The following is a 25,839-nucleotide window of genomic DNA, read 5'->3' on the forward strand; positions in this document are numbered from 1 at the left end:
TTCAATCGCCAGCAGATTGGCATCGCCTTTGCTGGCTTTAATCGTTTTGTGTTCACGGACGAGGGGGACTCGTGATTTTCCGTTCCGTTCAACAACCGCTTTCGCGCCAAATCCTTCGCGGACTGGTCGGCTCCGCCCTGTTGGCGTTGAGCGCTACCCATGCCTGGGCCTTCAATCTCGACGACGTTGGCGAAAAGGCCAAGGCGCTGGCTGCAGAGAAGTACAGCGCACCGACGAGCAACCTGCCATCGGAATTCAGCGAAATGAAGTTCGCCGATTACCAGCAGATTCGCTTCCGTAACGAGAAGGCCTACTGGGCCGACGAGAAGACCCCCTTCAAGATCAGCTTCTATCACCAGGGCATGCACTTCGACACCCCGGTGAAGATCAACGAAGTCACGGCGACCGACGTCAAGGAGATCAAATACGATCCCTCCCGTTTCGACTTCGGTTCCCTGAAGTTCGACGCCAATGCCACCAAGGACCTGGGCTACGCCGGCTTCCGCCTGCTGTACCCGATCAACTCGCCGGACAAGCAGGACGAGATCGCCACCTTCCTGGGGGCGAGCTACTTCCGCATCATCGGCAAGGACCAGTGGTGGGGCCTGTCCGCCCGTGGCCTGGCGCTGGACACCGCGCTGCCGTCGGGTGAGGAATTCCCGCGCTTCCGCGAGTTCTGGATCGAAAAACCCAAGCCCAAGGACAAGCACCTGGTGATCTTCGCGCTGCTGGATTCGCCCCGTGCGACTGGCGCGTACCGCTTCACCATCCGTCCGGGCAACGACACCGTGGTCGATGTGAAGGCCCGCGTGTTCCTGCGCGACAAGGTGACCAAGCTGGGCCTTGCGCCGCTGACCAGCATGTTCCTGTTCGGCTCCAACCAGCCGTCGCCGGAGCACAACTTCCGTCCGGAGCTGCATGACTCCACCGGCCTGCAGATCCATGCTGGCAACGACGAGTGGATCTGGCGCCCGCTGAACAACCCGAAACACCTGTCCGTCAGTGCCTACAGCGTCGAGAATCCGAAAGGCTTCGGTCTGCTGCAGCGTGGCCGCGAGTTCTCCCGCTACGAAGACCTCGACGACCGCTACGATCTGCGCCCGTCGGCCTGGGTCGAGCCGCAGGGCGACTGGGGCAAGGGCACCATCGAGCTGGTGGAGATCCCGACCCCGGACGAGACCAACGACAACATCGTTGCCTTCTGGAACCCCGAGAAGCGCCCGGAAGCCGGCGAGCCGCTGGACTTCGCCTACCGCATGCGCTGGACCAAGGACGAGCAGGCCCTGCACGATCCGAAGAATGCCTGGGTCATGCAGACCCTGCGCTCTGTCGGTGATGTGAAGCAGAAGAACCTGATCCGCCAGCCGGATGGCAGTGTCGCCCTGGTCGTCGATTTCGTCGGCCCGACCCTGAAGGCGCTGGCAGGCGATGCCCCGGTGAGCACCCAGGTGAGCACCGACGACAACGCAGAAGTGAAGGAAAACAGCCTGCGCTACAACGCAGTGACCCAGGGCTGGCGTCTGACCCTGCGGATCAAGGTCAAGGATCCGAAGAAGCCGACGGAAATGCGCGCTGCCCTGGTAAACGGTGGCCAGACCATTTCCGAAACCTGGAGCTACCAGCTGCCTGCCGATGAATAACTCCACCGCTACCACCGCGCCGGTGGCCGATTATCTCGCGCACCTGCCGCTGTCGGCGCAGGAGCGTGAGCGGCTGGCCAAGGCCGGTTCCATCAGCGAGCTGCACGAGCAGCTCGCTGGCGACGTCGAGGGTGATGACGCTGCGCTGGCTTCGGTCGGCGCACGTCTGCGCCACGGCTACGGCCAGGACCTCGACGATGCCCAGATGCTGGGCATGGACGACAACGGTCGTACCTACCTCAAGGCCGCGCCGCCGATCCAGCGCACCAAGGTGATCCCCGAACCCTGGCGCACCAACCCGATCATGCGCGGCTGGCGCCGCCTGACCGGTCGCAGCAACCCCTCCAAGCCCTCCCGCGACCTGCCCAAGGCGCGCTGGCAGCGGGTCGGCTCGCTGCGCCGGTTCATCTTGGTCCTGCTCATGCTCGGCCAGACCAGCGTCGCCACCTACTACATGAAAGGCATCCTGCCCTACCAGGGCTGGGCCTTCGTCGATCTCGAAGAAATCAACCGCCAGACCTTCCTGCAGACCCTGGAGCAGGTGCTGCCGTACGTCATCCAGTTCGGCGTGCTGGCGCTCTTCGCCATCCTCTTCTGCTGGGTCTCGGCAGGTTTCTGGACTGCCCTGATGGGCTTCTGGGAACTGCTCACCGGCCGCGACCGCTACCGCATTTCCGGCAGCAGCGCGGGCAGCGAGCCGATCGCCGCCGACGCACGCACCGCCATCGTCATGCCGATCTGCAACGAGGATGTTCCGCGCGTCTTCGCCGGCCTGCGGGCGACCTACGAGTCGGTCGCGGCCAGCGGCGAGCTGGATCGCTTCGACTTCTTCGTGCTCAGCGACACCAACCAGCCCGACATCGCCATGGCCGAAGAAAAGGCCTGGATCGAGCTGTGCAAGGAAGCCCTGGGCTTCGGTCGCATCTTCTACCGTCGCCGCCGGCGCCGGGTGAAGCGCAAGAGCGGCAACATCGACGACTTCTGCCGTCGCTGGGGTGGCCAGTACAAGTACATGGTCGTCATGGACGCGGACAGCGTGATGAGCGGCGATTGCCTGACCAAGCTGGTGCGCCTGATGGAGGCCAACCCCGAGGCTGGCATCATCCAGACCGCGCCCAAGGCGTCGGGCATGGACACCCTCTACGCGCGCATGCAGCAGTTCGCCACCCGCGTCTACGGTCCGCTGTTCACCGCCGGCCTGCACTTCTGGCAGCTGGGCGAATCCCACTACTGGGGCCACAACGCGATCATCCGGGTGAAACCCTTCATCGAGCACTGCGCCCTGGCGCCGCTGCCGGGCAAGGGTTCCTTCGCTGGCGCGATCCTCTCCCACGACTTCGTCGAAGCCGCGCTGATGCGCCGTGCCGGCTGGGGCGTGTGGATCGCCTATGACCTGGAAGGCAGCTACGAGGAATTGCCGCCCAACCTGCTGGACGAGCTCAAGCGCGACCGCCGCTGGTGCCACGGCAACCTGATGAACTTCCGCCTGTTCCTGGTCAAGGGCATGCACCCGGTGCACCGCGCGGTGTTCCTCACCGGCGTGATGTCCTACCTGTCGGCGCCGCTGTGGTTCTTCTTCCTGGTGCTGTCCACCGCGCTGCTGGCGGTGCATCAGCTGATGGAGCCGCAGTACTTCCTGGAGCCGCGCCAGCTGTTCCCGATCTGGCCGCAGTGGCATCCGGAGAAGGCCATCGCCCTGTTCTCCACCACTCTGACCCTGCTGTTCCTGCCCAAGCTGCTCAGCGTCATGCTGATCTGGGCCAAGGGCGCCAAGGGCTACGGCGGTGTGATCAAGGTGACCCTGAGCATGCTGCTGGAGATGTTCTTCTCCGTGCTGCTCGCCCCGGTGCGCATGCTCTTCCATACTCGCTTCGTGCTGGCCGCGTTCCTCGGCTGGGAAGCCCAGTGGAAGTCGCCGCAGCGTGACGACGACGATACCCCGTGGAGCGAGGCGATCCGTCGCCACGGCCTGCAGACCCTGCTGGGCCTGTGCTGGGCGCTGCTGGTGGCGTGGCTGAACCCGCGCTTCCTGTGGTGGCTGTCGCCCATCGTCGGCGCCCTGATGCTGTCGATCCCGGTCTCGGTGATCAGCAGCCGGGTCAAGCTGGGCCTGGCCTCGCGCGACGAGAAACTGTTCCTCATCCCCGAGGAATACGACACCCCGCGCGAGCTGCGTGCCACCGACGAGTACACCTACCAGAACCGCTGGCAGGCGCTGAAGGACGGCTTCGTCCGTTCCGCCGTCGACCCGGTGCTGAACGCCCTGGCGTGCGCCATGGGCACCGCCCGCCACGGTCAGTCCGCCGCCATCGAAGCGACCCGTACCGCGCTGGTCGAGAAGGCGCTGGAAGCCGGCCCTGAGCAGCTCGACGGCAACCGCCGCCTGGCGCTGCTGAGCGACCCGGTAGCGCTGTCGCGCCTGCACCTGGCGCTCTGGCAGGGTGACAAGGAACAGTGGATCGGTCCCTGGCGGCAATCGCTGCAGGCCGATGCCCATGCCCCGGCCGTGCCCCTGGCGCCGGTCGCGGAGCAGGGCGCCATGGCATTGCCCGCCGCGCAATCCTGACCCAGCGCCTCCCTCGTCCCGTCCGGGGCGAGGGAGGCGTGGCGGTTTAGCCTGTTTTCCCCGCGCACCGCTGCTGGTACCCTTCGCCAGCTATCCAGAAAAGATTGAGATATCCGCCGCATGGGGTACGCTTCGCAGCCTTCTGTGCCCGGCATGCCTGGGCGCGCGCGATTCGATCGCTGGAAAAAACAAGAAGTTCTTTCACTTGCTTGGGAGTATGGGGATGAAAAAGTACCTGGCATCGCTGGTGATGGGCGTCTGCGCCCTGGTCAGCGTGAGCGCGGCTCAGGCCGGCGCCATCGATGAAGCGGCCAAGCGCGGCACCCTGCGCGTAGGCATGGACCCGACCTACATGCCGTTCGAGATGACCAACAAGCGCGGTCAGATCGTCGGTTTCGAAGTGGACCTGCTCAAGGCCATGGCCAAATCCATGAACGTCAAGCTGGAGCTGGTCTCCACCGCCTATGACGGCATCATCCCGGCCCTGCTCACCGACAAGTTCGACATGATCGGTTCGGGCATGACCCTGACCCAGGAACGCAACCTGCGCCTGAACTTCTCCGATCCCTTCATCGTGGTCGGCCAGACCCTGCTGATCCGCAAGGAACTGCAAGGCGAGATCAAGTCCTACAAGGACCTGAACGACGCGAAATACCGCATCACCTCCAAGATCGGCACCACCGGCGAATTCGTTGCCAAGAAGCAGCTGTCCAAGGCCCAGTACCACGGTTTCGACAACGAGCCCGAAGCGGTCATGGATGTGGTCAACGGCAAGGCTGACGCCTTCATCTACGACTCGCCCTACAACGTCGTCGGCGTGAGCAAGTTCGGCGCCGGCAAGCTGGTGCACCTGGACCAGCCGTTCACCTACGAGCCGCTGGCCTTTGGTCTGAAGAAGGGCGACTACGACTCGATCAACTTCATCAACAACTTCCTCAAGCAGATTCGCGAAGACGGCACCTACGATCGCCTGCATGACAAGTGGTTCAAGAACACCGACTGGCTCAAGGACATGGAATAATCCACGTCTGACGCTGGTTGACCCGACGCGCAGGCCCTGAGCCTGCGCGTTCGCATTTTCACGGTAGAGATTCGTGGCTAGAACGAAACGCGCAACCTGGCCCTGGCACGGGCTGACCGGACTGATCCTGCTGTTGATCGGTCTGGCCCTCTGGTACTCCACTTCGCTGATCTCCTACGAGTGGCGCTGGAACCGCGTCCCGCAGTACTTCGCCTACCAGGCCGAAGAACCGCTGCGCGCGGAGAGCATCTCGCGGGTCGAGAAGATCGAGGATCAGGGCGGTAACGCCCGTGTCACCCTGGTGGACGAAGACGGCAAGCAGCAGGTGCTGAGCGTGGCTGCCGACACCCTGCAGTTCTCCGAGAACGACGACGTCGCCGAGGGCGATGTGGTCGGCTCGACCCGTCACTGGGCTGCCGGCCCGCTGGCCTGGGGCCTGTGGACCACGGTGTGGATCTCCTTCGTTTCCGGCGCGTTCGGCCTGTTCATCGGCCTGTTCACCGGTCTCTGTCGCCTGTCGAAGAACCCGACCCTGCACGACCTCTCGACCCTCTACGTCGAACTGGTGCGCGGTACGCCGTTGCTGGTGCAGATCTTCATCTTCTACTTCTTCATCGGCACCGTGCTGAACCTGTCCCGCGAGTTCGCCGGTGTGGCGGCGCTGGCGCTGTTCACCGGCGCCTACGTGGCCGAGATCGTCCGTGCCGGCGTGCAGTCCATCGCCCGTGGCCAGGATGAGGCCGCGCGCTCCCTGGGGCTGAACGCCGCGCAGTCGATGCGCCACGTGATCCTGCCGCAGGCATTCAAGCGCGTGCTGCCGCCGCTGGCCGGGCAGTTCATCAGCTTGGTGAAGGACACTTCCCTGGTCTCGGTGATCGCCATCACCGAGCTGACCAAGAGCGGCCGCGAGGCGATCACCACCTCGTTCTCCACCTTCGAGATCTGGTTCTGCGTCGCCGCGCTCTACCTCGTGATCAACCTGCCGCTGTCGCATCTGGCGGGGCGTCTGGAGCGGAGGCTCGGCCAAAGTGATTGAAGTCCGTAATCTGACCAAGGTCTACGACACCCGCGGGCTGGTCGTGCGCGCGGTGGACGATGTCAGCACCGGCGTCGCCCGCGGCGAAGTGGTGGTGGTGATCGGGCCGTCCGGCTCGGGCAAGTCCACTTTCCTGCGCTGCCTGAATGGCCTGGAAGAGTTCGACTCCGGCTCGGTGAGCATCGACGGCGTTGACCTCGCCAACCCGAAGACCGACATCAACGCCTACCGCCGCGAAGTCGGCATGGTGTTCCAGCACTTCAACCTGTTCCCGCACATGACCGTGCTGGAGAACCTGTGCCTGGCGCAGAAGGTCGTGCGCAAGCGCGGCAAGGCCGAGCGCGAAGCCAAGGCCCGTGCGCTGCTGGAAAAGGTCGGCATCGGCCAGAAGGCCAACGAGTACCCGTCGCGCCTCTCCGGCGGCCAGCAGCAGCGCGTGGCGATTGCCCGTGCGCTGTGCATGGAACCGAAGGTGATGCTGTTCGACGAACCCACCTCGGCGCTCGACCCGGAAATGGTCGGCGAGGTGCTGGACGTGATGAAGACCCTGGCCGTGGAAGGCATGACCATGGTCTGCGTGACCCACGAGATGGGCTTCGCCCGCGAAGTAGCGGACCGCGTGCTGTTCTTCGATCACGGCAAGCTGCTGGAGGACGCCGCTCCGGCGGAGTTCTTCGCCCAGCCCAAGGATGCGCGTGCGCAGAGCTTCCTGCGGCAGGTGCTGTGAGTCTCATGCACTGCTGAAAAAGCCGCCTTCGGGCGGCTTTTTTGTGCCTGCCCGGGGGGAAGTCTGTTCTCTGTGATCAGCCGCTGGCACCCGTAGGGCGGATAACGCCGTAGGCGTTATGCGCCCTACGCGGGCAAATGAGGTGCGGGGCTTTTGTAGGATCACAGGGTGTGTCGGCGACAAATCGCGGGCAAAAAGAAACCGCCCCGGAGGGCGGTTTCTTCTACAGCATCACTCGCGGTTGCGGGTCAGCAGCGCGGGACGCTCGGTCTTGCGGCGCGGTTCCAGTTCTTCCAACTGCTCCGGCGTCGGGAAGCGGTCGGTACGGACCAGGTCGCGCTTGTTGATCACTACCGGCTGGCGGGTCGGCTTGGCGGCGCCGTACTCGCTCGGCTCGCGCAGCGGGGCGTCGTTCATGCGCGAAGCCGGAGCCTTGCCACCGCGTTTGCGCTGGCCTTGCCCCTGCCCCTGCTTGCCCTGGCCGTTGCCGCCCTGGCCTTGTCCACGACCGCCGGCGCCAGGCTTCTTGGCAGCACGGCCCTGGCCTTGTCCTTGACCTTGGCTGCGGCCTTGACCGCTGCCGCCCTGGCCGCCGCCCTGACCACCCTGGCCGCGGGCGCGTTGCTGGCCCTGACCCTGGTTCTGGCCCTGACCTGCGCCTTGCCCCTGACCGCCACGGCGGCGCTGGCCGCGTTGCTGGTCCTTGTCCGGGAACGGGCTGACGTAGTCGGCGCGGTTGCCGAAGTTGTCGAAGTCGTCGTCGAGGAATTCTTCCGGATCGCGATTGCCATCGACAGCTTTCGGCGCGCGAGCCGGCTTGGCCTGCTGCTGACGGCCCTGGCCCTGCTGCTCTTGCTGCTGGCGGGGCTGGCGCGGTTGACGGGGTTCGCGCGGTTCGCGCGGCTCACGAGCCTGAGCGTTGGCGTTCGGTTGAGCATCGCCGCCCTGGCCGTCGCCCTTCTTCTTGCCGCGTCCGCCACGACGGCGGCGCTTGCCGGCCGGCTTGTCGCCGTCGACGGCCTCGCCTTCAGCGTTGGGAGCGGCGCTCTGCTGCTCTTCGGCGTGCGGTTGTTGCGGCTTGTCCTTGTTGCGGTCCTTGCGCTCGCCGCGCTTGGCCTTGTCCTTGCGCGGCTGGCGCTGCGGGGCTTCCTTCGGCTCGGGCTGCTGGACTTCCGGCAGCACGGCGTCGGGGTCGAAGCCGAGCATGTCGCCATCGGGGATGCGCTGCTTGGTCAGGCGCTCGATGGCCTTGAGCAACTTGTCCTCGTCCGGCGCCACCAGCGAGATGGCTTCACCGGTACGACCGGCGCGGCCGGTACGGCCGATGCGGTGGACGTAGTCTTCCTCGACGTTGGGCAGCTCGTAGTTGACCACGTGGGGCAACTGGTCGATGTCCAGGCCGCGGGCGGCGATGTCGGTGGCGACCAGGATGCGCACGTCGTTGGCCTTGAAGTCGGCCAGGGCCTTGGTGCGCGCGTTCTGGCTCTTGTTGCCGTGGATCGCGGCGGCCGGCAGGCCGTGCTTGGTCAGGTACTCGGCCAGGCGGTTGGCGCCGTGCTTGGTGCGGGTGAACACCAGCACCTGCTCCCAGGCGCCCATGGTCACCAGGTGCGCCAGCAGCGCGCGCTTCTGTACCGACGGAATGCGGAACACACGCTGCTCGATACGCTCGACGGTGGTGTTCGGCGGGGTGACCTCGATGCGCTCCGGGTTGTGCAGGAGCTTGTTGGTGAGGTCGATGATGTCTTTGGAGAAGGTCGCGGAGAACAGCAGGTTCTGGCGCTTGGCCGGAAGCTTGGCGAGGACCTTCTTCACGTCGTGGATGAAGCCCATGTCGAGCATGCGGTCGGCTTCGTCGAGGACGAGGATTTCCACGCGGGACAGATCGACGCTGCCCTGGCCGATCAGGTCGAGCAGGCGGCCGGGGCAGGCGACCAGGACGTCGACGCCCTTGGACATCGCCTGGACCTGCGGATTCATGCCGACGCCGCCGAAGATGCAGGCGCTTTTCAGGGGCAGGTCACGGGCGTAGACCTTGAAGCTGTCGTGCACCTGGGCAGCCAGCTCGCGGGTCGGGGTCAGTACCAGGACGCGGGCCTGGCGCGGGCCGTGGCGGTGTTCGCGGTCCGGGTGGCCTTCGGGGAACAGGCGTTCGAGCACCGGGAGGGCGAAGCCGCCGGTCTTGCCGGTGCCGGTCTGGGCGGCAACCATGAGGTCGCGGCCTTGCAGTACTGCGGGGATGGCGCGTTCCTGGACGGGAGTGGGGCGCGCGTAGCCGGCGGCTTCAACGGCGCCAGCCAGGGCCTCGGAGAGACCGAGGGAAGTAAAGGACATGCGGGGTTCCTGTAGGCCGGCGACCTGCCGGCTCGAGGGCGCGTGATTTCAGGCTCGGGGCGAGCGCTCAGCCGATGGCTGGAAGCACCCCGTCCACGATACGCCGGCGTTGCGCTGGCCGGGATCGCGGACGGTAAGCCCGGAGCAATGATCCTCAGCGGGGGAGCTTGAGGTTGTTCCAGAGCGCCAGGCTGGGTTCAGCCTGGTTCAGGGTGTAGAAATGCAGACCGGGTGCGCCGCCCTCGAGGAGGCGTTCGCACATGTCGGTGATGACCTGCTCACCAAAGGCCTGGATGCTGGCGATGTCGTCGCCGTAGGCTTCCAGCTGCTTGCGAATCCAACGGGGGATTTCCGCGCCACAGGCGTCGGAGAAGCGGGCCAGTTTGGTGTAGTTGGTGATCGGCATGATACCCGGTACGACCGGAATGCTGACACCGAGTTTCTCCGCACGCTCGACAAAATGGAAGTAGCTATCGGCGTTGAAGAAGTATTGTGTGATGGCAGAGTCGGCGCCGGCTTTGACCTTGCGCACGAAATTCGCCAAATCATCCTCGAAATTGCGCGCCTGCGGGTGAACTTCCGGATAGGCGGCAACTTCGATGTGGAAGTGATCGCCGGTTTCGGCGCGGATGAATTCCACCAGTTCGTTGGCGTAGCGCAGCTCGCCGCTGGCCATGCCCATGCCCGAGGGCAGGTCGCCGCGCAGGGCGACGATGCGACGGATGCCGGCGTCCTTGTAGTGGGCCAGCAGGGCACGCAGCTCGGGCTTGGTGTCGCCGACGCAGGACAGGTGCGGTGCGGTCGGCACCTTCACTTCGCCATCCAGCTGCAGCACGGTGGTCAGGGTGCGATCGCGGGTGGAGCCGCCGGCACCATAGGTGCAGGAGAAGAAGTCGGGCTTTTTCGCGGCCAGCTGGCTTGCGGTGGCCAGCAGTTTTTCATGGCCGGCTTCGGTCTTGGCGGGGAAGAACTCGAAGCTGAAACGGCGTTCTTTCTGACTCATGGTCGTTCCTTCGGCGCCCCGTCATCGCGTGGCTGCCGGCATGTGCCGTCGACTTCAGAAGTAACGGCGGTAGTTGTCTATCTTCGTGCGCAGTCGCTCGGCGCTGGGCTCGTGCGCATGGCCGAGGACGGCCAGGATGCGCTGCGACTGAACATGGTATTCGGCGATCTTGCTCCGCGCCCAGGTCGAGGGTGGCGGCTGCAGGTTGGTGATCCGGTCGCACAGCTTGACGATCGCATACTGCGGCGCGCCGGTCGCCAGCCTTTCGAGGTAGATGTCGAATGGCAGTTTCTCGCCATTCACCACCTTGCTCAGGCGCTGGGCGCCGTCGGCGACGAACTCGCCGAAACGCATCTGCAGTTCCTCGAAGGGCACCGGGGTGTCCTCGAGTACGTCGTGCAGCAGGGCAATCTGGACGGTCTCCGCCAGGCGCTGGATGGGCGCTTCGCGGTCGGCCGCCATCACTTCATTGGCCACCATCGCCAGGTGGACTGCGTAGGGCAGCGACGAGGCGGTCAGCGTCTGCCCGGCGTGAGCGCCGGCGGCGAAGAGCCAGGCCTGGTTGTAGCTGTCCTGCAGGTCCATGGGGCACCAGATGGCAAAGAGGGCAGACGATTGCTCGTCTGCCCTCTGGCACATCAGTAGCGGTAGGTGTCCGGCTTGAACGGGCCTTCCACGGTCACACCGATGTACTCGGCCTGTTTCGGGGTCAGCTGGGTGACGACGCCACCGAAGCCTTTGACCATCTCCAGGGCCACTTCTTCGTCGAGCTTCTTGGGCAGTACTTCGACGGTCAGACGCTCGGCTTTCTTCTCGGCGGAGAGGTCAGCGTACTTCTGCTCGAACAGGAAGATCTGCGCCAGCACCTGGTTGGCGAAGGAACCGTCCATGATGCGGCTCGGGTGGCCGGTGGCGTTACCCAGGTTCACCAGACGGCCTTCGGCCAGCAGGATCAGGTAGTCGTCGTTGGCCGGATCGAAGTCGCCAGCGCCGGTGCGGTGGATCTTGTGCACCTGCGGCTTCACCTCTTCCCAAGCCCAGGTCTTGCGCATGAAGGCGGTGTCGATCTCGTTGTCGAAGTGACCGATGTTGCACACCACGGCACGCTTCTTCAGCGCTTTCAGCATGCCGGCGTCGCAGACGTTGACGTTGCCGGTGGTGGTGACGATCAGGTCGATCTTGCCCAAGAGAGCTGCGTCAACGCTGGCTTCGGTGCCGTCGTTCAGGCCGTTCTTGTATGGGGAAACCAGCTCGAAGCCGTCCATGCAGGCCTGCATGGCGCAGATCGGGTCGATTTCGGAAACCTTCACGATCATGCCTTCCTGGCGCAGGGACTGGGCGGAGCCCTTGCCCACGTCGCCGTAGCCGATCACCAGGGCCTGCTTGCCCGACAGCAGGTGGTCGGTGCCGCGCTTGATGGCGTCGTTCAGGCTGTGACGGCAGCCGTACTTGTTGTCGTTCTTGCTCTTGGTCACAGCGTCGTTGACGTTGATCGCCGGGACTTTCAGGGTGCCGGCCTTGAGCATGTCGAGCAGGCGGTGCACACCGGTGGTGGTCTCTTCGGTGACGCCGTGGATGCGCTCGAGCATCTGCGGGTATTTCTTGTGCAGGATTTCGGTCAGGTCACCGCCGTCGTCCAGCACCATGTTGGCGTCCCACGGCTGGCCATCTTTCAGGATGGTCTGCTCGATGCACCACTCGTACTCCTGCTCGGTTTCGCCTTTCCAGGCGAAGACCGGGATACCGGCGGCGGCGATGGCGGCAGCAGCCTGGTCCTGGGTGGAGAAGATGTTGCAGGACGACCAGCGGACCTCTGCACCGAGGGCAGTGAGGGTCTCGATCAGCACGCCGGTCTGGATGGTCATGTGGATGCAGCCGAGGATCTTCGCGCCTTTCAGCGGCTGGCTGGCGGCGTACTTGCGGCGCAGGCCCATCAGAGCCGGCATTTCGGACTCGGCGATGATCAGCTCGCGGCGGCCCCAGGCGGCCAGGGAAATGTCGGCGACTTTGAAGTCGGTGAAACCGGCAGGCGTCATGACAGCGCTCATGCGTAACTCTCCATTCGTTGTCTGCGAATGGGCGCCGTTGATGCGTTTGGCGATCGGCGGTTGCCGACCGTGACGCGCCCCATCCGAGCCTGACATGTCGAAGCGAATCGACCTGCTGCAGCGCCCCTCGGACAGGTGGCGGGAACAGCCGGACAGCGCCGGCCGTTATTGAAGCTTGCGGATTATAGCCATGGCGCATGACAAGCCAAAGGCTTTTGGTCGCGTTCACGTATTGCATCGCGGCCGGGATCCCCGTCGCGCCCGCGCCAGGGGCCGTGAAAACCCTGGCGCGGGCGTCGTTGCGGGGATCGTTGGGCGCTCGCGGGAGCGGGCGCCGGCTGTCAGTTGGCTCAGATCACGCCGTCGTCGCGCAGCTTGCCGATGGCCGCCTGGTCCAGGCCCAGCACGCCTTCGAGGATTTCCTGGGTGTGCTGGCCGAGGGTCGGCGGGGCATTGCGGTATTCCACGGGCGTCTCGGACAGGCGGATCGGGCTGGCCACCTGCGGCACGCTGCCAGCCAGCGGATGCGGCAGGTCCACGCGCAGGCCGCGGGCGATCACCTGCGGGTCGGCGAAGACCTGCGCCAGGTCGTTGATCGGACCGCAGGGTACGCTGGCCCGTTCCAGCAGCGTGATCCATTCGGCAGTGGTGCGCATCACGGTGGACTGGCGGATCAGCGGGATCAGCACCTCGCGGTGCGCCACGCGCGCCTGGTTGGTGGCGAAGCGCTCGTCGCTGGCCCATTCCGGGTGGCCCGCCAGTTCGGCGAATTTGCGGAACTGCCCGTCATTGCCGACGGTGAGGATGAGGTCGCCATCGGCAGTGGGGAAGTCCTGATACGGCACGATGTTCGGGTGCGCGTTGCCCAGGCGACGCGGCGGGTTGCCGGTGGTCAGGTAGTTCAGAGTCTGGTTGGCCAGGCAGGCGACCTGCACGTCCAGCAGCGCCATGTCGATGTGCTGGCCGATGCCGCTGACATCGCGATGGGCGAGGGCGGCGAGGATCGCGGTGGACGAGTACAGGCCGGTGAGGATGTCGGTCAGCGCGACGCCGACCTTCACCGGGCCGGCGCCTTCCTCGGCGTCGGAACGGCCGGTCAGGCTCATCAGGCCGCCCAGGCCCTGGATCATGAAGTCGTAGCCTGCGCGCTTGGCGTAGGGGCCGAACTGGCCGAAGCCGGTGATCGAGCAGTAGATCAGCTTCGGATTCAGCGCTTTCAGCGACTCGTAGTCCAGGCCGTAGGCTTTCAGCCCGCCAACCTTGAAGTTCTCCAGCACGATGTCGGCCTTGGCGGCGAGTTCGCGCACCAGGCGCTGGCCTTCGGGCTGGATGAAGTCGATGGTCAGGGATTTCTTGTTGCGGTTCGCCGACAGGTAATACGCCGCTTCGCTGGTGTCGCGGCCGTCTGCATCCTTCAGGAACGGCGGGCCCCAGGCGCGGGTGTCGTCGCCGCTGCCGGGACGCTCGATCTTGATCACTTCCGCGCCGAGGTCGGCGAGGATCTGCCCGGCCCAGGGGCCGGCGAGAACGCGGGAGAGGTCGAGGACACGGATGTGCGAAAGGGCGCCGGACATGCAATCACCTGCAGCTTGAATAGGGGCGGGGAGGGCGCAGTGCGGGGACTCCACGGTCCTCCCCGGGGCCTCTCGGGCGAGAGGTAAAACGGGCGCCAGCTCCGAAGGAACTGGCGCGAGGCGCTTAGAAGAACGCCTGGATGCCGGTCTGGGCGCGGCCGAGGATCAGCGCGTGGACGTCGTGGGTACCTTCGTAGGTGTTCACCACTTCCAGGTTGACCAGGTGGCGGGCGACGCCGAATTCGTCGGAGATGCCGTTGCCGCCGAGCATGTCGCGGGCCAGGCGGGCGATGTCCAGGGCCTTGCCGCAGCTGTTGCGCTTCATGATCGAGGTGATTTCGACGGCGGCGGTGCCTTCGTCCTTCATCCGGCCCAGGCGCAGGCAGCCTTGCAGGGCGAGGGTGATGTCGGTCTGCATGTCGGCCAGTTTCTTCTGGATCAGCTGGTTGGCGGCCAGCGGGCGGCCGAACTGCTTGCGGTCCAGGGTGTACTGGCGAGCGGTGTGCCAGCAGGCTTCGGCGGCACCCAGGGCGCCCCAGGAGATGCCGTAGCGGGCGGAGTTCAGGCAGGTGAACGGACCACGCAGGCCGCGCACGTCCGGGAAGGCGTTCTCTTCCGGGCAGAACACGTTGTTCATCACGATCTCGCCGGTGATCGAGGCGCGCAGGCCGACCTTGCCGTGGATCGCCGGGGCGGACAGGCCTTCCCAGCCTTTTTCCAGGACGAAGCCGCGGATCTGGCCTTCGTCATCCTTGGCCCAGACCACGAAGACGTCGGCGATCGGGCTGTTGGTGATCCACATCTTGGCGCCGGTCAGGCGGTAGCCGCCGTCGACCTTCTTGGCGCGAGTGATCATCGAGCCCGGGTCGGAGCCGTGGTCCGGCTCGGTCAGGCCGAAGCAGCCGATGTACTCGCCGCTGGCCAGTTTCGGCAGGTATTTCTGCTTGGTGGCTTCGTTGCCGAATTCATTGATCGGCACCATCACCAGGGAGGACTGCACGCTCATCATCGAGCGGTAGCCGGAGTCGATGCGCTCGACTTCACGGGCGATCAGGCCGTAGCACACGTAGTTCAGGCCGCTACCGCCGTACTGTTCGGGGATGGTCGCGCCGAGCAGGCCGGTTTCGCCCATCTCGCGGAAGATCGCCGGGTCGGTCTGTTCATGGCGGAAGGCTTCCAGCACGCGCGGGGCCAGCTTGTCCTGGGCGAACTGCTGGGCGCTGTCGCGCACCATGCGCTCTTCTTCGGTGAGTTGCTGATCCAGCAGCAGCGGATCTTCCCAGTTGAAGCTTGCTTTGGTCGCCATGGAGAAACCTCGAACGCAGACAGTGAAAGACCCGCACAAGTCTAGGCGGGCTCGGTGTGGGCCATCCTAGTCAGCCGTCGGGAAGCCGGGCAACCGACTAATTCGCACGCTGTTGTGCTATTTTGTCACTCCGTAATCGCAGGGTTGATGCGATTTTTTCCAGGAGTTGCCTCTATATCAGGCGTTCCTGGCGAATTCTGCGCATCACGATATTCCGAAGAGGCATTCGATGCGACGCAAGATCCCGACCACCGCGGCGCTGGTCGCCTTCGAATCCGCCGCCCGCCACGAAAGCTTCACCAAGGCCGCGGACGAACTGTCGCTGACCCAGAGCGCCATCTGCCGGCAGATCGCCACGCTGGAGGAGTTCCTCGGCGTCGAGCTGTTCCGTCGTTCGCGGCGCGGGGTGAAGCTGACCGAGGCGGGGCTCAACTACAGCCGCCGCGTGGCCCAGCGCCTGGACGCCGTGGAGCGCGACACCCTGGCGGTGATGGGCCAGCAGGGTGGCGGTACGCTGGAGCTGGCGGTGGTGCCGACCTTCGCCACCCAGTGGCTGTTGCCGCGGCTGAAGGATTTCAAGCGGCTGCACCCGGAAGTCACGGTCAACCTGACCAACCGTACCCGGCCGTTCCTCTTCGCTGACACCGAGTTCGACGCCGCACTGTATTTCGGCGATGGCGTGTGGTCCGGTACGGTCGCCAACTTCCTCATGCACGAGAACCCGGTGCCGGTGTGCAGCCCCGAGCTGCTGGGTGGGCAACGGGCGTTGTCCGCGGCCCAGATCGCCGAGTTGCCGCTGATGCAACAGACCACCCGGCCCTACGCCTGGCGCCAGTGGTTCGGTTCGCTGGACATGAGCGTGGCGCACGACATGAGCGGCACCCGCTACGAGCTGTTTTCCATGCTCGCCCAGGCGGCGATGCACGGCATGGGCGTGGCGCTGATCCCGCCGATGCTGATCCAGCAGGAGCTGGCCGACGGCCGGCTGATCGTGCCGATGCAACATGCCTATTTGAGCGAAAATGCCTATTACCTGATGATTCCCGAACGCAAGGTGGAGTCGGCGACCCTGGGCGCGTTCCGCGACTGGCTGGTCGACGAGGCGGCCAGGTACCGAGCCGAAGCCGGCCTCGGCTGAGCCATGACAAGCAGACAGGCGCCGGCCGGGTCCAGACTTGCATAGCCGGCGGGGCTTTCCCAGTCATCGCGCTCACGAGGCGCAACCTCCCAAGAAGGAGCTTCCATGAATTTCCATACCCGCAAATGGGTCAAGCCTGAAGACCTCAACCCGAACGGCACCCTGTTCGGCGGCAGTCTTCTGAAGTGGATCGACGAAGAAGCGGCGATCTACGCCATCATCCAGCTGGGCAACCAGCGTGTGGTGACCAAGTTCATCTCGGAGATCAACTTCGTCAGCTCGGCACGCCAGGGCGACATCATCGAGCTGGGCATCACCGCCACCGAGTTCGGTCGCACCTCGATCACCCTGACCTGCGAGGTGCGCAACAAGATCACCCGCAAGAGCATCCTCACGGTCGACAAGATGGTCTTCGTCAACATCGGTCCGGACGGTCAGCCGGCGCCCCATGGTCGCACCGAGATCCTCTACATCAAGGACCAGTTCAAGGACGACGCCATTCCCCAGCCCTGATGGCTGGCTCGCCGAGGTGATTGCCAGCGTGCCCGGAGCCAAGCCGAACCGCGGCGAAAACCTTTGCATTTGCGTCGATTGAATGTGAGCCTGTGCCCGCCCACGGCGGGCATGGGCCGACGCACGCTCCCCGCCGATCCAGCAGCACGCATTCACCCGAATGTGCCTGCAAAACAATGACCGGGGAGAGACCATGCACACCACCTTCGCATCCGCGCTGCGCCAATTGGCCGTGGCCACCTGTGCCAGCCTGCTGCTGGCCGGCGCCGCGCACGCTGCAGCGATCAACGCCGACACCAAGCCCGAAGCCGGCACCTTCAAGATGGGCATGCAGCCCTGGCTGGGCTACGGCCAGTGGTATGTCGCCGAACAGGCTGGCGCCTTCAAGGCCAACGGCCTGGAGCAGGTCGAGCTGGTCAACTTCACCGAAGACAAGGACATGAACGCCGCCCTGGCCAGCGGCCAGATCGACGGTGGCAACCTCGCCACCCACACCGCCATGGCCATGGTCGTCGCCGGCCTGCCGGTGAAGATCGTCCTGCTGCTGGACCAGAGCACCAGCGCCGACGCGCTGATCGTCGACCCGTCGATCAAGACACTGACCGACCTCAAGGGCAAGCAGGTTGCCTACGAAGAAGGCACCACCAGCGACATCCTCCTGCACAGCGCCCTGCGCAAGGCCGGCCTGACCATCGCAGACGTGCAGCCGGTGCCGATGCCCGCCGCCAACGCCGGCAGCGCGCTGATCGCCGGCCAGGTCCCGGCTGCCGTGACCTACGAGCCCTACCTGTCCGCCGCCAAGCAGCAGAACCCCAAGGTCAACCTGCTGTACAAGGGCTCGGATGATCCGGGCATCATCAGCGACGTGTTCGTGGTCCGCGACGAAGTCCTCAAGGAGCGTCCCGGCCAGGTGCTGGCGCTGATCAAAAGCTGGGAAGCCGGCCTCAAGCACTACAACGAGAAGGGCGCCGAAGGCCGCGCCGCCATCGCCAAGGGCGTGGGCGCCGACGAGTCCGAGCTGACCAGTGCCTTCGACGGCGTGCACTTCTACTCGGTGAAGGAAAACCAGGCCGAGCTGAAGGGCGCCTTCCAGAAGGGCTCGTTCGAGCACATCCAGAAGGCCGCCAGCGAAGCCGGCATCCTCCAGCAGCCGGTCACCCCGGCGCAGGCCATCGACGCGCGCTTCGTCGAGGCTCTCTGATCCTCTGAAACACCCCGCGCGCCGGCCCTGAGCCGGCGCGCGTCTTTCTCCGTTCGACGAGCCCGACATGAAAGCCCGTAAATCCAACCCGCTGTTCACCATCGGCAAGCCGATCGCGCAGCGCCACTTCCTGCTCATCGGCGGCGCCGTGTTCGTCCTGCTGGCGCTGCTCTGGTGGCTGGCCGGCGCGAGCGGCGCGGTGCCGAAGATATTCCTGCCGGCGCCCGGCGACGTCTGGGCGCGCATGCTCAAGCTGGCCGCCGACGGAACCCTGTGGTCGGACCTGAAGGTCAGCGTGTACCGCATCGCCGTGGCCTTCCTGGTGTCCTCGGCGATGTCCATCGTGATCGGCGTTTTCGCCGGCTGCTACGGCTTCTGGAAAGCCGCCACCGAGCCGCTGGTGGACTTCGTGCGCTACATGCCGGTGGTCGCCTTCGTGCCGCTGACCATCCTCTGGGCCGGCACCAGCGACTTCCAGAAATTCCTCATCATCTGGATCGGCACCTTCTTCCAGCAGGTGCTGATGGTGATGGACGCCATCAAGCGCGTGCCGGCGGACTTCGTCGGCCTCGGCCGCACCCTCGGCATGCCGGATCGCCGCATCCTCCTGAGGATCGTCCTGCCCAGCGCCCTGCCGGGCATCTGGGACGCGCTGCGGATCAGCCTCGGCTGGGCCTGGACCTGGCTGGTGCTGGCCGAACTGGTGGCCGCCACCTCCGGCCTGGGCTACCGCATCACCGTGTCCCAGCGCTTCTTCCAGACCGACACCATCATCGGCTACATCCTTCTGCTGGGCTTCCTCGGGCTGGTCACCGACCAGGCCATGCGCGCCGGCGAGAAGGTTCTGTTCCGCTACAACCGGAGACGCAGCTGATGGCGACTTTGGAAATCTCCGGCCTGAACAAGAGTTTCGCGGTCGGCAAGGAGCGCCGCGAGGTGCTGCGCAACATCGACCTGACCCTGGCGGACAACGAGTTCGTCTCCATCGTCGGCACCTCGGGCTGTGGCAAGAGCACGCTGCTGTCCATTGCTGCCGGCCTGGAGGAGTTCGACAGCGGCAGCGTCAAGGTGGATGGCGTGCCGATCGCAGGTCCCGGCCTGGACCGTGGGGTGGTGTTCCAGTCCTACACCCTGCTGCCCTGGCTCACTGCGCGGCAGAACGTCGAGTTCGCCCTCAAGGCGGCCGGCATGTCGCGCGCGCAGTGCCGCGAGATCGCCGATGAGCACCTGGAACTGGTGAAGCTGACGAAGTTCGCCGAGGCTTATCCGAACGAATTGTCCGGCGGCATGAAGCAGCGCGTGGCGATTGCCCGAGCGCTGTCCTACCGGCCGAAGATCCTGCTGATGGACGAGCCCTTCGGCGCGCTGGATGCCATGACCCGCCACCAGATGCAGGAGCTGCTCACGCGCATCTGGGAAACCCACCGGCTGACGGTGATGTTCGTCACCCATGACGTGGAAGAGGCGGTCTACCTGTCCGACCGCATCGTGGTGATGGGCCTGGGCCCGGGGCGGATCAAGACCACCTTCGACGTGAAGCTCGGTCGCCCGCGCCATGAGGACATGGCCGCCAGCGCCGAGTTCATCGACCTGCAGCGCCAGGTGCTGCGTTCGATCCGCGAGGAAGAACAGGGCGTCGCCGCCCTGTAATTCTCAAGCGTGCAGGGGCTTACCAGCGGCCGGAGGCCCCGCCGCCGCCGCTGGAGCCACCGCCCCCTCGGAAGCCTCCGCCTCCGCCGCCCCCACGCCCACCGCCGCCACGGCCGATCGAGCTGATGATCATCAGCAGTAGCTGCAGCACGCCCGAGGTCAGCCACATCGGCGGCAGGAAGAAGATGTACAGCACCAGCGGAATCGAGAAGGAGCCGATCATCTGCTGCTGCAGGGCTTCGGGGTTGGCTTCGCTGAACAGCAATACTGCCGAGGCCACTCCGCCGACCAGTGCACTGCACAGCAGGTAGCGGCCCATGCTGCGCTGGCGCAACCACTGCACCGGGAACAGCAGGCAGAGCAGCGGCACACCCACCAGCAGGGCGAGCAGGCCGAGCAGGCGCGCAGGGGGGATTTCCTCGGCGGCACTGGCGTTGCGGTTGGAGTACGCATCGCTGTAGCCCGTCACCGGGCCCGTCTGCGGCAGCTGATCCGCTGCGCCCGCATCGGGTTCGGCAGGGGTTGCCGCTGGCGGTTCTATCAGTGCGACGAGGCTGTCGACGCCGGCCTGGATGCCGCCGGCGAAGTCGCCGGTCCTGAAGTGCGGGACTATGGTGTCGCGGATGATGCGCCCGGCCTGCACGTCGGTGATGGTGCCTTCCAGTCCGTAGCCGACTTCGATGCGCAGCGCGCGATCATTCTTGGCAACCACCAGCAGCACGCCGTCGTCCACGCCCTTGCGGCCGAGCTTCCATTGCTCGAAGGCGCGGACTGCGTAGTCCTCGATACTGTCCTCGCCGGTGCTGGGGATCAGCAGCACGGCGATCTGCGCGCCCTTGCGCTGTTCGAGGCCGGCGAGCTGGCTTTCCAGCTGCGCGCGCTGGCCTGCATCGAGGGTCTGGGTGAGGTCGGTGACGCGGGCGCCGAGCGGCGGGATGGCGACCGGCGCCGCCTGCAGCAGGCCCGTCCAGCACAGCAGCAGGGCGGCCAGCAGCCAGCGCGGCAGGGTCATTGCGCGGGCTGCGCCGGCGCGTTGCCGAAGTCCACTTTAGGCGCGGTGGAGATGGCGGCTTCGTTCTCGACGCTGAAGTTGGCCTTGGGCTTGTAGCCGAAGATTTTCGCGGTGATCACCTGCGGGAACTGGCGAATCATCACATTGTATTCCTGCACCGACTTCACGTAGCGGCCACGGGCGACGGTGATGCGGTTCTCGGTGCCCTCGAGCTGGGTCAGCAGGTCCTTGAACAGGCCGTCGGCCTTGAGCTGCGGGTAGTTTTCCGAGACCACTAGCAGGCGCGAGAGCGCCGAACTGAGCTGGCCCTGGGCCTGCTGGAAGCGCTTGACCGCTTCCGGATCGTCCAGTTGGTCGGCATTGAGCGTGGTGCTGCCAACCTTGGCGCGGGCCTCGGTCACCTGGGTCAGCACGCTGGCTTCATGGGAGGCGTAGCCCTTCACGGTGCTGACCAGGTTGGGGATCAGGTCGGCGCGGCGCTGGTACTGGTTGAGCACTTCCGACCAGGCGGCCTTCACCTGTTCGTCACCGGCCTGCATGGCGTTGTAGCCGCAGCCGGAGAGCAGGGTGACCAGGATGTAGCCGGTGAGGAACTTGATCAAACGGGGCATGGCAGACGCTCGTGCTGACGAAAAGGCCCAGTCTAGGTCAGTTCCGGCTGAGGAGTCAGATGGAAATGTCCGAAACAGCCAGCACTTGCCGGCCATGGGGTGGCTCAGGGTAGAATTCATCTGGTCTATACCAGGAGTTCGTTTTCGTGCTCGCCACTACCCTGGTGCTGCTGGCCGCCCTGCTGCACGCCACCTGGAATACCCTCGTCAAATTCAGCAGCGACCGCCTGCTGGTGGTCGCCTGCATGGACATGGTCGGCCTGGCAGCCGCGCTGGTCCTGCTGCCATGGATCGAGATTCCTCCTGCGGCGGTCTGGCCCTGGCTGCTGGCCGCCGTGTCGCTGCAACTGGTCTACCGGGTGCTTCTGATCCAGGCCTACAAGGTCGGTGACCTGGGGCTGGTCTACCCGCTGATGCGCGGCCTGTCGCCGCTGGTGGTGCTGGCGCTGACCCTGACCTTCGGCGGCGAGCACCTGACCGACAAGCAGATCCTCGGCATCCTGCTGATCCCGGTCGGCATGCTGTTCCTGCTCAAGGGCGGGGGCGGCTCGAAGCTGCCGTGGATCGCCTATCCCACTGTGCTGCTGATGGGCGTGTGCATCGGCAGCTACACCTGGACCGACGGCAACGCGCTGAAGCTCTGGCCCAAGCCGCTGGACTACCTGGTCTGGCTGTCGCTGCTGTCTGGCCTGCCATTCCCGCTGGTGGCGCTGGTCGGGCGCACACGGGCCTTCGCCAAGTTCTGGATCAACGACTGGAAGCTCGGCCTGAGCGTCGGTTTCTGCGTGCTGCTCAGCTACGGGCTGGTGCTCTGGGCCATGCAGATGGGCTCCATCGCCGAGGCTGCCGCGCTGCGCGAGACCAGCGTGCTGCTGGTGGTGCTGTTCGGCATGCGCTTCCTCAAGGAGCCCTTCGGCCTGCCGCGCCTGGCCGCCTGCAGCCTGGTGCTGGCGGGCATGCTGGTGATGAAGCTGTGAGGATTGGCCCGCGCTACGCCGCGTGGCGCCAAGCCGGTCAAGGACGCGGCGTGCGGCGATGACCTAAGCTGCGCGCTTTCCCCTCGACGAGATTCTTCCCATGCCCATTGCCTTCTGGTGCGTCCTGATCGCGATCTTCCTGCCCTACGTCGGCACCAGCCTCGCCAAGTTCACCGGCGGTGGTTTCGGCCCCCGGCAGAACCACGACCCGCGTACCTTCCTCGCCACCCTGGAGGGCTACCGCAAGCGCGCCAACGCCTTCCAGATGAACAGCTTCGAGGTCACCCCGGCCTTCGCCGCGGCGGTGATCATCGCCTACGTGGTGAACAACGCCGAACCCGCCACCATCGACCGCCTGGCCATCGCCTGGGTCACCAGCCGTCTGCTCTACCTGATCTTCTACGTCGCGGACCTGGCGCTGCTGCGTTCGCTGGTCTGGTTCCTCGGCATGGGCCTGATCATCGCGATCTTCGTCGTTTCGGCCTGACCTGTGCGCGCCTGAACGGCGGCTGAACGAAAGGCGCACGGCTGCGGCGGATGGCCGCAGCTGCTTGGGCGTGGTCTGGAACATTCGGACATCGGGGCGGATAATCCGGCGCTTCCGTGAATAGCCGTCCTACAAGAGTCCCCCATGAAGTTGAAGACCCTGCTCGTTCTGCTGCTCGCCGGCACGGCGCTCGCCGGCTGCCATCGCTTGGACCCCAACTCGCCGGAGTACAAGCGCCAGGCGGTGTTCAAGGAGATGCTCAAGACCAGCGAGGACATGGGCGGCATGCTGCGCGGACGCATCCCCTTCGATGCGGACAAGTTCCGCGCGAACTCGACCAAGCTCGGCGAACTGGCCGACAAGCCCTGGCAGTATTTCCCCACTACCCAGCCGCCGGCTGACAAGGTGGAAAGCGACGATACCCGCGCCAAGGCGGAAATCTGGCAGCGCCAGCTGGAGTTCCAGGCCGACGCCAAGACCTTCCAGCAGGCCGTCCACGCGCTGGGCGAGAACACCCGCAATGCCACGCCGACGCCCGAGGGCGTGCGCAAGGACTTCGCCGCGGTGGAAGACGCCTGCGAAGCCTGCCACAAGAAATTCCGCGCGCTCTAACGCCGTAGTCCTTTGCAGGAGCGAGCAAGCTCGCTCCTGCAGTCAGCGTGACCCGCCAAGCAGGGCTTTACTCTTCCAGCTCGCGCTTGGCCTGCTCCAGTTCGGCGCGGGCTTCGGCCAGCTTGTCCTTGCGCTTCTCGATCTTCTCCGCGTCGCCCTTGTTCATCGCCTTGCGCAGGTCCTTTTCGCGCTGGGCGACTTCCTTCTCGGCATCCAGCACGTTCTGCTTGCGCTCCTGCGTGAGGCTGGCGTCGGTGCAGTAGGTCTTCACCTTCTCCAGCGCGGTCTGCAGGCCGGCGACGCGGTTGCCGTTGCCCTGGGCCTTGGCCTGCTCGAGCTGGGTTTCGATGGCGGCACGCTTGGCTGCGCAGCCGGTCAGCGGTTGCTTGGCGGCATCGGCGGCAAACAGCGGGTTTGCGCAGCCGAGGGCGAGAACGGCGGCCATCAGGGCAGAGCTTCGGAACATTTTCGGAGTCCTTGGTTACCAAACACTATGACGTTGGAGTCAACGGCTAGAGTTTGCCATGGACGGCGCGGCGAGGGGCTGCCCCAGGACAATCGCCCCCGTTCGATTGCCCAGGAGAAAGCCGGGACTCGCAAGGCCCGCCAGGCGGGCAAGGAGAGGCGGTATGCGGGTGGCGATGCGGATCGTGCAGGCACTCATCGCGCTGCTGGTGCTGGCGCTGCTGGTGGGCGGCTGGTGGTACGTGCCCGGTGAGCTGAAGCTGCAGCCGGTGCTGACCGGCAGCAGCGAGGATGCCTCGGTGCGCCAGGGCGAACGGCGCCGCAGCTATGTCCTCTACGTGCCGCAGAAACTGGCCGAGCGCCCGGCGCTGCTGGTGGTTCTGCACAGCTCGCAGAGCAACGGCGAGCGCATGCGCCGCGACAGCGGCTACCGCTTTGATGCCCTGGCCGATCGCGATGGTTTCCTGGTGCTCTATCCCGATGGTTTCGAAGGGCACTGGAACGACTGTCGGCGGGTGGCCTCCTACAGCGCGCGGCGCCTGAACATCGACGACGTCGGCTTCCTCTCGCAGATGATCGAAAGCCTGCAGCGCGAGCGCGGCGTCGATCCGGCTCGGGTATTCGTCACCGGCTACTCCAACGGTGGGCAGATGGCCCTGCGCCTGGCCGCCGAGGCGCCGGACAAGGTCGATGGCGTCGCCGCCGTGGCTGCCAGCCTGCCGGGCGCCGGCAACGACGCCTGCCGTCCTGCCGAACAGCCCAAGGCCGCGCTGTTGATGAATGGTACGCGTGACCCGATCAATCCCTACGCGGGTGGCCGGGTCACGCTGTTCGGCTTCGGCGATCGCGGCACCGTGCTTTCCGCCGAGGACTCTGCCCTCGCGCTGGCGCGGCGCAATGGCCAGGGCGGCGAGCCGCAGGTGGACAAGCTGACCCAGCCGGGCCCGGTGTGGACGCAGCGGCAGCGCTGGGCTGCCGGCGACGGGCCGCCCGTGGAATTGGTGACAGTGTTCGGCGGCGGCCATCTGATTTCGCAGCCGCTGTACCGACCGCCGCGCCTGCTTGGCCGAGTCGACCCGCAACTGGACGGGCCGGCTGAGATCTGGCGCTTCTTCAGCGAGCTGTCACCTGACGAGCCGCCACGCATCGAGCCGCCGTTCTAGAGTTCGATCACCCGACAGGGATCGAAGCCGCTGTCCTCGCCGGGGTAGGCGCCGGGGTTGGCGATGATCCGACCCCGGCCGACCCGATAATCCAGGCACTCGTGCACGTGTCCGTGAATCCACAGGTCGCAGCGTTCGGCCAGGGCTTCCAGGTTCGAGGCGAAGGCGGGCGACAGGGCGTCGCCGACATAGTGCGAGGGAATGGAGCGAGCGCTGGGCGCGTGGTGCGTCACCACCACCGTCGGGCCGGCGAAGGGTTGATCCAGCTCCGCCGCCAGCCATTCGCAGCTGGCGCCGCAGAGCTCGCGACTCATCTCGGGAGTGAAGGGCTGGGTGAAGTAATCCACCGTGTTGAAATCAGGCATCAGCAACTGCGCCTGCTCACAGGCCAGTTCCGACGCGCGTTCGCCGTAGAGCTGGAAGTCCGTCCACAACGTGGTGCCGAGGAAGCGCACGCCGCCGAGGGTCACCGCATCCTTCTCGAGGAAGTGGATATCCAGCGCGCGGGCCAGGTTGCGCATGGCCTGGGTCAGTTCGGGCAGGTCGGAGTGGTAGAACTCGTGGTTGCCGGCGACGTAGATGATGTCGCTGTACGGGAATTCCTCCCGCGCCCAGTGCAGGCCCTGCAGGTGCTCGTGAATATCCCCGGCCAGCACGACGACATCCGCGGCCGCCTGCGGCAGTTCGCGGCGGCTGTTGGGGAAGTATTCGTGGTGGAGGTCGGACAGGATTCGCAGGCGCATGGTGTGAAACTG

At 65.7% G+C, this 25,839-nt stretch carries 24 protein-coding genes and 1 riboswitch; of the genes, 14 read left to right on the top strand and 10 right to left on the bottom strand.

Going from position 1 to position 25,839, the window contains the following annotated elements:
• Positions 1-71 precede the first annotated feature (71 nt).
• The 5 genes from IB255_RS16550 to IB255_RS16570 all read left to right on the top strand — a co-directional run bounded on the left by IB255_RS16550 (position 72) and on the right by IB255_RS16570 (position 6,990).
• Positions 72-1,640 (top strand): glucan biosynthesis protein G, encoded by a 1,569-nt coding sequence (locus IB255_RS16550; RefSeq protein WP_081515382.1) that lies wholly within the window; start codon positions 72-74, stop codon positions 1,638-1,640.
• Positions 1,633-4,206, top strand: a complete 2,574-nt coding sequence (gene mdoH / locus IB255_RS16555; protein WP_081515383.1) for a glucans biosynthesis glucosyltransferase MdoH — start codon at positions 1,633-1,635, stop codon at positions 4,204-4,206. The genes IB255_RS16550 and mdoH overlap by 8 nt, the downstream gene beginning before the upstream one ends.
• 223 nt (positions 4,207-4,429) lie before the next feature.
• Positions 4,430-5,227 carry a transporter substrate-binding domain-containing protein gene (locus IB255_RS16560; protein ID WP_081515384.1) on the top strand — a complete coding sequence of 266 codons (798 nt, stop codon included), beginning with the start codon at positions 4,430-4,432 and terminating at the stop codon, positions 5,225-5,227.
• A 73-nt stretch (positions 5,228-5,300) separates the two neighbouring features.
• Positions 5,301-6,263: an amino acid ABC transporter permease gene (locus tag IB255_RS16565; RefSeq protein WP_081515385.1), complete on the top strand. Its 963-nt coding sequence runs from the start codon at positions 5,301-5,303 to the stop codon at positions 6,261-6,263.
• Positions 6,256-6,990, top strand: coding sequence for an amino acid ABC transporter ATP-binding protein (locus tag IB255_RS16570; protein ID WP_081515386.1), 735 nt, complete (start codon positions 6,256-6,258; stop codon positions 6,988-6,990). The genes IB255_RS16565 and IB255_RS16570 overlap by 8 nt, the downstream gene beginning before the upstream one ends.
• A gap of 231 nt (positions 6,991-7,221) precedes the next feature.
• Here the strand turns inward: IB255_RS16570 and IB255_RS16575 are convergent, their stop codons facing one another.
• The 6 genes from IB255_RS16575 to IB255_RS16600 form a co-directional block, all read right to left on the bottom strand.
• Positions 7,222-9,324: a DEAD/DEAH box helicase gene (locus IB255_RS16575; RefSeq protein WP_139791447.1), complete on the bottom strand. Its 2,103-nt coding sequence runs from the start codon at positions 9,322-9,324 to the stop codon at positions 7,222-7,224.
• 154 nt (positions 9,325-9,478) lie between these two features.
• Positions 9,479-10,327: a methylenetetrahydrofolate reductase [NAD(P)H] gene (gene metF / locus IB255_RS16580; RefSeq protein WP_081515389.1), complete on the bottom strand. Its 849-nt coding sequence runs from the start codon at positions 10,325-10,327 to the stop codon at positions 9,479-9,481.
• 54 nt (positions 10,328-10,381) lie between these two features.
• Positions 10,382-10,912: an HD domain-containing protein gene (locus tag IB255_RS16585; RefSeq protein ID WP_081515390.1), complete on the bottom strand. Its 531-nt coding sequence runs from the start codon at positions 10,910-10,912 to the stop codon at positions 10,382-10,384.
• 53 nt (positions 10,913-10,965) lie between these two features.
• Positions 10,966-12,375 carry an adenosylhomocysteinase gene (ahcY, locus tag IB255_RS16590; protein ID WP_081515391.1) on the bottom strand — a complete coding sequence of 470 codons (1,410 nt, stop codon included), beginning with the start codon at positions 12,373-12,375 and terminating at the stop codon, positions 10,966-10,968.
• Between the two features lie 22 nt (positions 12,376-12,397).
• Positions 12,398-12,510, bottom strand: a riboswitch (S-adenosyl-L-homocysteine riboswitch).
• 215 nt (positions 12,511-12,725) lie between these two features.
• A complete protein-coding gene (locus IB255_RS16595) occupies positions 12,726-13,949 on the bottom strand; it encodes a CaiB/BaiF CoA transferase family protein (protein ID WP_081515392.1) in 1,224 nt (407 codons plus the stop codon).
• 124 nt (positions 13,950-14,073) lie between these two features.
• Complete coding sequence (locus tag IB255_RS16600) at positions 14,074-15,255, bottom strand: acyl-CoA dehydrogenase (protein WP_038803335.1); 1,182 nt, start codon at positions 15,253-15,255, stop codon at positions 14,074-14,076.
• Between the two features lie 229 nt (positions 15,256-15,484).
• Between IB255_RS16600 and gcvA the strand changes: the two genes are divergently transcribed.
• The 5 genes from gcvA to IB255_RS16625 all read left to right on the top strand — a co-directional run bounded on the left by gcvA (position 15,485) and on the right by IB255_RS16625 (position 19,757).
• A complete protein-coding gene (gene gcvA, locus IB255_RS16605) occupies positions 15,485-16,393 on the top strand; it encodes a transcriptional regulator GcvA (protein ID WP_192210567.1) in 909 nt (302 codons plus the stop codon).
• Between the two features lie 105 nt (positions 16,394-16,498).
• Positions 16,499-16,906 (top strand): acyl-CoA thioesterase, encoded by a 408-nt coding sequence (locus tag IB255_RS16610; RefSeq protein WP_045215897.1) that lies wholly within the window; start codon positions 16,499-16,501, stop codon positions 16,904-16,906.
• 193 nt (positions 16,907-17,099) lie between these two features.
• The gene (locus tag IB255_RS16615; RefSeq protein ID WP_081515394.1) at positions 17,100-18,107 is read left to right on the top strand and encodes an ABC transporter substrate-binding protein; all 1,008 of its coding nucleotides are present in this window, start codon (positions 17,100-17,102) and stop codon (positions 18,105-18,107) included.
• 67 nt (positions 18,108-18,174) lie between these two features.
• Positions 18,175-18,981: an ABC transporter permease gene (locus tag IB255_RS16620; protein ID WP_015479267.1), complete on the top strand. Its 807-nt coding sequence runs from the start codon at positions 18,175-18,177 to the stop codon at positions 18,979-18,981.
• Positions 18,981-19,757, top strand: coding sequence for an ABC transporter ATP-binding protein (locus IB255_RS16625; RefSeq protein ID WP_081515395.1), 777 nt, complete (start codon positions 18,981-18,983; stop codon positions 19,755-19,757). The genes IB255_RS16620 and IB255_RS16625 overlap by 1 nt, the downstream gene beginning before the upstream one ends.
• 19 nt (positions 19,758-19,776) lie before the next feature.
• Here IB255_RS16625 and IB255_RS16630 read toward each other — a convergent pair whose 3' ends face one another.
• Positions 19,777-20,769 (bottom strand): TPM domain-containing protein, encoded by a 993-nt coding sequence (locus IB255_RS16630; RefSeq protein ID WP_192210568.1) that lies wholly within the window; start codon positions 20,767-20,769, stop codon positions 19,777-19,779.
• Positions 20,766-21,380: a LemA family protein gene (locus tag IB255_RS16635; RefSeq protein WP_081515397.1), complete on the bottom strand. Its 615-nt coding sequence runs from the start codon at positions 21,378-21,380 to the stop codon at positions 20,766-20,768. The genes IB255_RS16630 and IB255_RS16635 overlap by 4 nt, the downstream gene beginning before the upstream one ends.
• 146 nt (positions 21,381-21,526) lie before the next feature.
• Here IB255_RS16635 and IB255_RS16640 point away from each other — a divergent pair, with 146 nt between their 5' ends.
• From IB255_RS16640 to IB255_RS16650, 3 genes are all read left to right on the top strand, one after another.
• Entirely contained in the window at positions 21,527-22,357 is an 831-nt protein-coding gene (locus IB255_RS16640) for an EamA family transporter (RefSeq protein WP_151188563.1), read from the top strand.
• Positions 22,358-22,457: 100 nt separating this feature from the next.
• Positions 22,458-22,844 (top strand): MAPEG family protein, encoded by a 387-nt coding sequence (locus tag IB255_RS16645; protein ID WP_151188562.1) that lies wholly within the window; start codon positions 22,458-22,460, stop codon positions 22,842-22,844.
• A gap of 144 nt (positions 22,845-22,988) precedes the next feature.
• Positions 22,989-23,456, top strand: coding sequence for a c-type cytochrome (locus tag IB255_RS16650; protein ID WP_192210569.1), 468 nt, complete (start codon positions 22,989-22,991; stop codon positions 23,454-23,456).
• A gap of 67 nt (positions 23,457-23,523) precedes the next feature.
• Here the strand turns inward: IB255_RS16650 and IB255_RS16655 are convergent, their stop codons facing one another.
• A complete protein-coding gene (locus tag IB255_RS16655; protein WP_081515401.1) occupies positions 23,524-23,922 on the bottom strand; it encodes a DUF1090 domain-containing protein in 399 nt (132 codons plus the stop codon).
• Between the two features lie 163 nt (positions 23,923-24,085).
• Here IB255_RS16655 and IB255_RS16660 point away from each other — a divergent pair, with 163 nt between their 5' ends.
• Positions 24,086-25,084, top strand: a complete 999-nt coding sequence (locus IB255_RS16660; protein ID WP_081515402.1) for an alpha/beta hydrolase family esterase — start codon at positions 24,086-24,088, stop codon at positions 25,082-25,084.
• Here IB255_RS16660 and IB255_RS16665 read toward each other — a convergent pair.
• Positions 25,081-25,827: a metallophosphoesterase gene (locus tag IB255_RS16665; protein ID WP_192210570.1), complete on the bottom strand. Its 747-nt coding sequence runs from the start codon at positions 25,825-25,827 to the stop codon at positions 25,081-25,083. The genes IB255_RS16660 and IB255_RS16665 overlap by 4 nt on opposite strands.
• Positions 25,828-25,839 lie beyond the last annotated feature (12 nt).

This window comes from Pseudomonas sp. PDM22, from assembly GCF_014851965.1.
GTDB lineage: Bacteria > Pseudomonadota > Gammaproteobacteria > Pseudomonadales > Pseudomonadaceae > Pseudomonas.